Here is a 9,134-nt window from a genome sequence, read left to right as displayed (position 1 = left end):
ACTTTGGTTAGTGGAACCCGCTGGCGCAAACAAATTCGGAGAAGCTGCTTTTTGTTTTGACTTACCGAGTATTTTTGACAATAACCCTTCTTTCTTTGCTGGCGGCATTTCCTGCTGCTGCTGTTGGTTGAATGGGCCGCGGAAACCTTGAGGTCCCTGTGGTACCTGCGGTCTGTTTGGAATCATCGGACGCTGCATCTGCTGATAAGGATGGGGAATTTGCGGTGACTGCCTGAATGGAGCAGGGGGCTGCTGCCTCCTTCGGCCATTGGGTGGCGGAAAACCGGGTCCGGGTTGACGATTTCTATTTGGGAACATAGGTTTCACCTCCTAAGAATATTATATGCTGGTGTAATCTTCTATATAAATTATGCAACTCGACAAAAAAGGTTTGAGGAAAGAGTGACTGGGCAGTTGTGAAGTAACCGGAAAGAAGGTAAGATGGTAACGGTAGTCTTTTAGCTCCATGTCTGCGGGGGATACGCTATGACCAGGACAGGGGCTTTTCGTTTGCAAGAGTCCATTTTAAGAGAACTAACCTCAGCGCATGCGCTTTTGTGATTAGAATGGGGTATATTGGAAAAGGTGGATGACCTGCCCTTTATGGGACAATCCCTATTTTCTTCACGAGCAACCCAGGCGCTTGCGCTTTTTGTGTAATCCAGCTTCAGCGCCTAGCTCGATGTGAAAAAGAGGATTGCCCTCACAAGGCAAAAAGCGCCTTATGGGGCAATCCCTATTTTCTTCACGAGCAACCCAGGCGCTTGCGCTTTTTGTGTAAAATTTATTATAATAACAGGACATGTCTTATGACTGACAGGATAAAGGGGTTTTTTGATGAAACAAAATCAATTTGAACGATTTAATTTGAAAAGCTACATTCTAGATGCGGTTCGTACTTTAGGGTTCGATAAGCCGACGGAAATTCAAGAGCGCGTGCTTCCGTCGCTTTTAAAGGGAAGTAGCTTAATTGGACAGTCGCAGACAGGTACAGGAAAGACACATTCCTATTTGCTGCCGATCATGAACAGGCTTGATGCTGGTAAAAATGAGGTTCAAGCGATTATTTCCGCACCAACCCGTGAGTTAGCGAACCAAATCTACAAAGAAGCTTTGAAAATTGCTGACCATTTCCCTGAGGATGAGCAGATTCAAGTCCGTTGTTTCATCGGTGGTACTGATAAACAGCGAATGATCGATAAATTGAAGACACAGCCGCAATTGGTAATTGGTACGCCGGGCCGGATCAAGGACTTGGTTGAAGCCCAGGCATTACAGGTGTATACAGCAAAAATGCTTGTAGTCGATGAAGCGGATCTTATGCTTGATATGGGATTCATAGAAGATGTCGATTTATTTGCATCACGTATGGCTGAAAAAATTCAAATGCTTGTCTTTTCGGCAACCATCCCAGAAAAATTGAAGCCGTTTTTGAATAAATATATGGAGAATCCAAAGTATGTTCAGGTGAATCCCAAGCAGGCGACCGCTTCGAAAATCGAACATGTTCTCGTACCGCTTCGCCACCGGAACAAAGAGCAGTTGCTTCATGACATCATCGTTCGTTATAATCCATATTTGGCGATCATTTTCACGAACACAAAGAAAATGGCGGACCATGTGGCTAATTCCTTGATCGAAAAAGGGTTGAATGTCGGCCGAATTCATGGGGATTTAACGCCTCGTGAGCGTAAAAAAATGATGAAGCAAATCAATGATTTGGAGTATCAATTCATCGTTGCGACTGATCTGGCTTCCCGTGGAATCGATATTGAAGGTGTAAGTCATATTATTAACTATGAATTGCCTTCAGATTTGGATTTTTATATCCATAGGACGGGCAGGACGGCTCGTGCAGGATATTCAGGCATTGCCACTACCATTTACGATACTTCCGATGAAGATGCATTGAACCGCCTTGAAAAAATGGGCATCGAGTTCCGTGATGCCGATATCCAAAACGGTGATTGGGTTGATATCGACGAGCGTAATAAACGGAAAAACCGTAAAAAACAAAAATCTGATATCGATGTTAAAGCGAGCAGGCACATTAAGAAGCCAACTAAAGTCAAGCCAGGATACAAGAAGAAAATTCAACGAGATGTGGAAAACTTTAAAAAACGCGAACGTCGTATACAGAGAAAGAAATAGGGGAGAAATCAGATGCTGAAGATTGGATCGCATGTTTCAATGAGCGGGAAAGGCATGCTTCTTGCTGCGAGTCAGGAAGCGGCTTCGTATGGCTCCAATACATTCATGATCTATACAGGGGCCCCTCAAAACACAAGACGTAAAAAAATCGAGGATTTAAATATCGAAGCCGGAAGATTGCATATGGAGGAAAATGGAATCAGTGATATCGTCGTCCATGCTCCGTATATCATTAATATAGGAAATACCACGAAYCCAGCCACATACGAACTTGGAGTCAACTTCTTACGCAGCGAAATCGATCGGACCGAAGCGATTGGCGCAAGGCAGATCGTACTTCATCCAGGTGCGCATGTCGGTGCTGGAAGCGAACTGGGAATCAAGAGAATCATCGAAGGTTTGAATGAAGTGCTGACTGCCGACGATAAAGTTCAGATTGCCCTTGAAACGATGGCGGGTAAGGGTTCCGAATGTGGCAGGTCTTTCGAAGAGCTGGCGATGATCATTGATGGTGTGACCCATAATGAAAAATTATCGGTTTGCTTCGATACTTGCCATACTCACGATGCCGGATATAATATCATCGAGGATTTCGATGGAGTACTGAATGAATTTGATAAAGTGGTCGGTGTTGACCGAATCAAGGTACTTCACATAAACGATAGCAAAAACGAACGCGGCACGCGTAAGGACCGCCATGAAAACATTGGTTTCGGCCATATTGGTTTTAAGGCTTTGAATGATATTGTCCACCATCCGCAATTAAGCTCTGTTCCTAAAATCCTGGAAACACCTTATGTAGGGGAAGACAAAAAAGACAAAAAGGCCCCATATAAATTCGAAATTGATATGTTCAAGAATAAACAATTTGAAGAAGATGTATTGGAAAAGATCAGATTCCAATAATAATCACAAATAGAAAGGGACGATTCATCGATATGAAGATGAATCGTCCTTTCATTTTGCATTTGGATTAAGTATGCTCAAATAAAGACTGTCGTCAGCAGGCTTGGAATCTTTAAAAATTGGATGTAAGGTTGTTGAAGAGGGATTCTATTTCCCTGGCCGTGCTTGCTCCGGCAACTTTTGTAATTTGACCAAGTACGTTCTGTCTTTGACGTATATCAAAAATGTTAATATTTTTACCGGCTAGAAGTGCAGTAATATCCTGTGCTTGTTTTTGGGTGAGTGAAACCTTATGCTGTTTAGCAAGGGAAAGCAGTTCATCTGGGCGTATACTGTTGATTTTATGATTGACCATCATTTCAAATAATTTCAAACGATCTCCTCCTTTGTTAAAACATATGAAGGAAGTGGATGTATGTGAACATGAAACTTTGTTTGATTACGAAATTGGTTCAGATAACATTTTTTTGTGATTCAAGGCATATCGGCACTTGTTCGGAGGACCGGATTCTTTACATCTGGACTTCTTTGATTTATACTAACGATTGTTAATCGTAATGATTCTTAAAAAATAGGTGATCTCTTTGGATAATGTAGTAAACCCCATAGTTAAATTTGAAGATATATCTTACAAATATACAAAAGATCTGGTGCTTGAACATGTTTCGCTTGAAATTCCCAGAGGGGCATTCCTAGCTATCGTCGGGCCGAATGGATCCGGTAAATCAACGCTTTTGAAGTTGCTGCTTGGTCTGTTCAAGCTCCAAAAGGGGAAAATTGAAATATTCGGTGAAGACATTCGGCGCTTTAAAGATTGGCAAAAGGTCGGGTTCGTTTCCCAAAAGGCGAATTCCTTCAACTCAGGATTCCCTGCCACTGTATTTGAGGTGGTTCAGAGCGGTTTGACCAAAAAAATAGGCTTATTTAAGTTCGCTGGCAAAGAAGATAAGCAAAAGGTGAAGAAGGCTCTGGAATCAGTGGACATGCTGGAATATCAAAACCGCAATATCGGGGAATTGTCCGGAGGCCAGCAGCAGAGGGTATTCATTGCCCGTTCACTGGTCAGCGAGCCGGAATTGATGATATTGGATGAGCCCACTGTTGGCGTTGATTCAAAAAACGTCCACCAATTTTATGAAATGCTTGAGATGTTGAATAAAAAATTAGGAATAACCCTGATTTTAGTAACCCATGATGTTGGTACTGTGACCGATAAAGTCACACATGTCGCCTGCTTGAATAAAAAGCTTCATTTTCATGGGGATGCCTGTGAATATAATGAGTTGGATGAAGGTGAACTCTCGTCCATTTATGGACATGGAGTCCAATTTTTAAATCATGATCATTAATATGTTTTGGAGGATAGCCCAATGATATCGGGGATATTGCAATTTGAATTTTTGCAGAACGCATTCTTGACCGGAATCATCATCGGAGCGATTGCGCCATTAGTGGGCGTTTTTGTCGTGGTAAGGCGGATGTCGATGATTTCCGATGCGCTCAGTCATGTAGCGCTTGCTGGTATAGCGTTCAGTTTATTGTTGCAGAAGAGCTTTCTATCTTTAGCAGGATTGAATCCACTTTATATTGGAATGGCGTTTTCTGTAGGTGGTTCATTATTCATTGAAAAATTAAGAGGGGTGTACAAGCATTRCCAAGAGCTTGCAATCCCGATCATTATGTCCGGCGGCATGGGTCTTAGTGTCATCTTCATATCCATTGCTGATGGTTTCAATACGGATTTATATGGTTATTTATTCGGCAGTGTCAGTGCCGTCAGCCGGGCGGACTTGTACGTCATTTTGGCAGTGGGGCTAGTCGTAGCCTTGATGCTCACTTTATTGTATAAAGAATTATTTCTGCTATCATTTGATGAAGAGCATGCCAAAGCGTCTGGAATCCCTTATAAAGCGATTCATTTTATTTTTATCGTCATGGTCGCATTGGTTATTGCCGCTTCCATGAAAATCATTGGCATATTACTTGTTTCTTCGCTCATGACGCTCCCGGTAGCAGCCAGTCTCCGCTTTGCCAAGGGCTTTAAGCAGATGATTGGTTATTCGGTATTATTCGGTGAAGTTTCCGTCATAGGCGGATTATTCTTATCATACAACCTTGACCTCGCTCCCGGCGGGACCATTGTAATAATAGCTGTACTAATTCTCATCTTGTCAATTTTGTTTGATAAGTGGAAAAATCGATAGATGGGGTGATGTATTTTGAACGTAACTACTGCCATGCAACTTTTAAAAGATAAAGGTTTTAAGCATACAGGAAAGAGGGAAGAAATGCTTCAGCTTTTCTCTTCCAGCGATAAATATTTAACGGCCAAAGATGTATTGGAGAATATGAAACAGGATTATCCAGGTTTAAGCTTCGATACGATTTACAGAAATCTTTCATTATTTGTCGAACTGGGCATCTTTGAAGCGACCGAGTTGGAAGGGGAAAAGCGTTTTCGTTTTACATGCGGTCATTCTTCCCACCATCACCACTTCATCTGTTTGAACTGTGGAAAAACGAAAGAAATTGAATTGTGCCCGATGCAGGAACTTCAGGAAAGCTTGAAGGACTACGATGTTTCGGGGCATAAATTTGAAATTTACGGACGCTGTCCTGCATGCAGCGTATCTTTGGAAGCATAAAAACCATTGACCTCAAGTCAATGGTTTTTTCTTGTCTCATTTTATAGTTGCCGGTTCCCCTGACATCCATTGATTCACCCAGGCAGAGGCTTCTTGCCAATTGTTGACCCGAATCACCCTTTCAGGCACGGGATCTTGGTTGTAAGGGGTATTAAATAAAATCACGGGTATTTTACACTCTTCAGAAATCGCCACTGCATTATCGTGCTTGTCCTCCAAAAAGAGATCGACTTCGAATTTTTTGGCTGCAGCAATCTTATCGTGTGAACCTACAAGCTCTATATGATCATATAGGACTTGATTACTCGTGAACCAATTCTTCGTTACATCCAATAAACGGGAGCTCCTGGCACTGATGAAATAAAGGTTGGCTTGTTCTGTCCATTTTTCCAATACATCTTTCGCACCTTCAGCCAATAATGATTCGGAATAGATGAGCGGCTCGGTCTCGATGAACCATTTAGTGAAATCCTCTTTTGGAACATTCACGAAAGGCAATAAGTCATATTCGGTTATGTCTTCATATGCTAAATTCAGTTGAAATGCTTTATTTAAAAAGGGAACCATGGAATCAGGTCTTGTGACAGTCCCGTCTATATCGATGCCAAAACGTTTTTTCATGATGAATCTCTCCTCATTTTCAATACTTGTAATAGTGTAACATATCCCATCATAGCTTTGGTAAAAACCCGTATTTATTTCCAAGACATGAAACCATTTTCACGATGGGTTCCTGCGATTTTTACATACACTATAAATGCTTCACAAACGAAAGTGAGGGATGCACGAATGGAAAAAGATCAATACTCCAGTATTGACGATGAAATGCAATTGACGAAAGAGGGCAGTGAACCATCCGTTGTGGATGATCAGCATCATGAGCGGTATTATAATGAAGATAAACCTGAAGATGACAGACGATATGAGAGCGGTGAGACCATAACCAATATGGATAACCGTTATCAGGAAGAAACGTCTGCCGAGATTTCAACACCGCCTCAGCGAATCAGGTCATATAAAGATGATGAGAACGCAGAGGGGAATGGTTTGGGGAATGTGGCATCAAGAGGAAAAGCGATTGGTGTCATAGCATTGATCATCTCCATTTTATCGTTATTCATGATGCCTTTCATTTTAGGGATTGTGGGTATCATTGTAGGTATAGTGGCAAGAAGCCGGGGATCGAACCTGGGTACTTGGGCCATCGGCATAGGTGTTGTCTCCATCATCGTTGGCATATTTATCGCCCCGTTCTTTTAGCATCGTTAAACCCTTTGATGTCATTTACATCAAAGGGTTTTTCAAATGATAAAAAACAAAAAATCCCGATAATGAAAATTCGGGATTCTTTGTTTTATTTATTTAGTAATGCTGCTGCAGCAGCTTCGGCTCTTTGTTTTTCATAGTACTCTTCAGCGATTTTGTCAATTTCCTTTTTCAGTTCCTCGACCATCGTCTCCTCAGGCACTTTACGTACGATTTGACCTTTTCTAAACAGTAAACCTTCACCGCGGGCGCCGGCTATGCCGATATCAGCCTCACGGGCTTCTCCAGGGCCGTTTACCGCACAACCAAGCACTGATACCTTGATTGGTGCTTTAACCGTCTGGATGTACTCTTCAACTTCATTGGCGATGGAAATCAAATCAATCTCGATTCGACCGCAAGTTGGGCAGGAAATTAAAGTGGCCATGTTGGAAGCAAGGCCGAATACTTTTAGGAGTTCCCTTGCCACCTTCACCTCTTCGACGGGATCGGCACTTAAGGAAACACGAATCGTGCTTCCGATACCCTGACTTAGGATGGCACCTAGTCCGGCGGCGCTTTTTACGGTTCCGGAGAACAGTGTACCTGATTCCGTGATCCCAAGATGTAAAGGATAATCGAATGCTTTTGAAGCTTTTTCATATGCCTCGATTGCTAAATTCACATCGGAAGCTTTCATCGAAACGATAATATCATGAAAATCCAGATCTTCTAGGATCTTGATATGGTGTAAAGCACTTTCCACCATTCCATCAGCAGTCGGGTAGCCATATTTCTCGAGGATTTTCTTCTCTAGAGAACCAGCATTGACGCCGATGCGGATTGGTATTCCTTTAGCCTTCGCAGCTTTCACGACTGCTTCAACCTTTTCACGGCGTCCGATATTACCAGGGTTTATCCTGATTTTATCCGCTCCGCCTTCGATTGCCTTCAGAGCAAGTTTGTAATCGAAATGAATATCGACTACAAGAGGGATGTTTATCCGTTTTTTTATCTCAGAGATTGCGTCAGCTGCCCTTTCATCCGGACAGGCGACGCGTACGATTTGACATCCCGCCTCTTCAAGACGAAGGATTTCTGCAACCGTTGCTTCAACATCATGTGTTTTTGTTGTTGTCATGCTTTGTACTATAACTTCATTATTGCCGCCAATCGTTAAGTTTCCGACTTTAATTGGCCGCGTTTTGGTGCGATGTATGATTTCACTCAAGTGGAATTCTCTCCTTTAGGAAAAAATCAGTTTTGATTTTTAATTTGTTTCTCTGAAATATTGTATCAATGTACTTACCGCTTGACAAGGAAATAGGACGCATAATCTTTTTTCAATAAGTGACATTTCCTATTTAAGGGAGTTTTTGGTGTTTGGAAATCCCCTTAATTGTGTTTGTGAAGGCACTAATCCCCATATGAAAGTTATTTATAAACGGGAATTTTATAAGTTTTGCCAATCTGCATATTTTCGGGCTTCAATCCCTCATTCAAACTTTGAAAGTCAGAGATGATCGTTTCGATTGGGTGATTGGATTTGCCTTTTTCCTTTTCAACGATGGAGAGTAAGGTATCCCCGGGTTGCATGGTGATTTCTTTATAAGCGGCAGATGGTGTGGATGCAGGCTGGCTGGCAGGCACGGCCGGTTCGCCTGTAGAGGCAGGTGGATGGGAAGCCGGCAGGGTACCCGTAGTCAAATCAAAATATATAATAAATAAAGTGAAACAGAATGAGATAAAAAGCAGTAGCCGTTTCAATTTTCCATCCTCCCAAGCTTGTCTTTAATTCATCTATACTTGGAGGGGGCAAAAAATATGCCTAAAAATGGGCGATTTTTCAAATGGAATGTGAGAGTGGCCATTCAAATTGTCTATTTCAGTTGAGTAACATCCTTAATAGTTGAATGATTGCTGAGAAAGGAGCGAATTTCCTTTTGGGTCAGCCCACTCTTTTTTGCCTCCAATATGAGTAACAACCACTGTACATCAATATGACTCTCCTTCACGTCTATCCCCTCTTAAATCCTATTTCAATCATAAGTATAGTAATAACTGGGTGAGTATCTTGTCGAATTAAGTAGATATAAAAAATGATGACTGTAGTTATACGAGGGAATGGCAAGGATTTCCCGGTTTTGTGCAAAAGCAAAAAGATCCGGACCGAGGTGGGTCCGGATC

Annotated in this window: 11 protein-coding genes and 1 pseudogene; 6 read left to right on the top strand and 6 right to left on the bottom strand. The window is 42.0% G+C overall.

The features are described 5' to 3' along the window. Positions 1-318, bottom strand: a pseudogene (locus AC1DVB_RS23110) (hypothetical protein); the annotation flags it as partial. 519 nt (positions 319-837) lie between these two features. Here AC1DVB_RS23110 and AC1DVB_RS23105 point away from each other — a divergent pair. After that, positions 838-2,151 (top strand): DEAD/DEAH box helicase, encoded by a 1,314-nt coding sequence (locus AC1DVB_RS23105; RefSeq protein WP_034308462.1) that lies wholly within the window; start codon positions 838-840, stop codon positions 2,149-2,151. A gap of 12 nt (positions 2,152-2,163) precedes the next feature. Further along, positions 2,164-3,057: a deoxyribonuclease IV gene (locus AC1DVB_RS23100; protein WP_095678560.1), complete on the top strand. Its 894-nt coding sequence runs from the start codon at positions 2,164-2,166 to the stop codon at positions 3,055-3,057. Positions 3,058-3,169: 112 nt separating this feature from the next. Here AC1DVB_RS23100 and AC1DVB_RS23095 read toward each other — a convergent pair whose 3' ends face one another. Next, a complete protein-coding gene (locus tag AC1DVB_RS23095) occupies positions 3,170-3,430 on the bottom strand; it encodes a DUF2624 family protein (protein ID WP_034308456.1) in 261 nt (86 codons plus the stop codon). Positions 3,431-3,641: 211 nt separating this feature from the next. Here AC1DVB_RS23095 and AC1DVB_RS23090 point away from each other — a divergent pair, with 211 nt between their 5' ends. Genes AC1DVB_RS23090 through AC1DVB_RS23080 form a run of 3 tightly spaced genes read left to right on the top strand, consistent with a single transcriptional unit; the run spans position 3,642 to position 5,702 of the window. Further along, entirely contained in the window at positions 3,642-4,406 is a 765-nt protein-coding gene (locus tag AC1DVB_RS23090; protein ID WP_053535720.1) for a metal ABC transporter ATP-binding protein, read from the top strand. A gap of 21 nt (positions 4,407-4,427) precedes the next feature. Next, on the top strand, positions 4,428-5,261 hold the full coding sequence (locus AC1DVB_RS23085) for a metal ABC transporter permease (protein WP_477591130.1): 834 nt from the start codon (positions 4,428-4,430) through the stop codon (positions 5,259-5,261). A 15-nt stretch (positions 5,262-5,276) separates the two neighbouring features. Further along, positions 5,277-5,702, top strand: a complete 426-nt coding sequence (locus AC1DVB_RS23080; protein WP_034308449.1) for a Fur family transcriptional regulator — start codon at positions 5,277-5,279, stop codon at positions 5,700-5,702. A gap of 36 nt (positions 5,703-5,738) precedes the next feature. Here AC1DVB_RS23080 and AC1DVB_RS23075 read toward each other — a convergent pair whose 3' ends face one another. Next, entirely contained in the window at positions 5,739-6,323 is a 585-nt protein-coding gene (locus tag AC1DVB_RS23075; protein WP_034308447.1) for a 5' nucleotidase, NT5C type, read from the bottom strand. 168 nt (positions 6,324-6,491) lie between these two features. Between AC1DVB_RS23075 and AC1DVB_RS23070 the strand changes: the two genes are divergently transcribed. Continuing rightward, the gene (locus AC1DVB_RS23070) at positions 6,492-6,962 is read left to right on the top strand and encodes a DUF4190 domain-containing protein (protein ID WP_239858489.1); all 471 of its coding nucleotides are present in this window, start codon (positions 6,492-6,494) and stop codon (positions 6,960-6,962) included. A gap of 94 nt (positions 6,963-7,056) precedes the next feature. Here the strand turns inward: AC1DVB_RS23070 and ispG are convergent, their stop codons facing one another. From ispG to AC1DVB_RS23055, 3 genes are all read right to left on the bottom strand, one after another. Next, entirely contained in the window at positions 7,057-8,169 is a 1,113-nt protein-coding gene (ispG, locus tag AC1DVB_RS23065; RefSeq protein WP_187050875.1) for a flavodoxin-dependent (E)-4-hydroxy-3-methylbut-2-enyl-diphosphate synthase, read from the bottom strand. 212 nt (positions 8,170-8,381) lie between these two features. Then, positions 8,382-8,714 (bottom strand): type IV pilus assembly protein FimV, encoded by a 333-nt coding sequence (locus AC1DVB_RS23060; RefSeq protein WP_098865753.1) that lies wholly within the window; start codon positions 8,712-8,714, stop codon positions 8,382-8,384. A 113-nt stretch (positions 8,715-8,827) separates the two neighbouring features. Beyond that, the gene (locus AC1DVB_RS23055; RefSeq protein WP_223255837.1) at positions 8,828-8,962 is read right to left on the bottom strand and encodes an anti-repressor SinI family protein; all 135 of its coding nucleotides are present in this window, start codon (positions 8,960-8,962) and stop codon (positions 8,828-8,830) included. Between the last annotated feature and the right edge of the window lie 172 nt (positions 8,963-9,134).

Source organism: Peribacillus sp. P4_D6 (genome assembly GCF_056401795.1).
The sequence above is the reverse complement of the archived record's forward strand: the minus strand, read 5'-3'. Positions and strand labels throughout refer to the sequence as shown.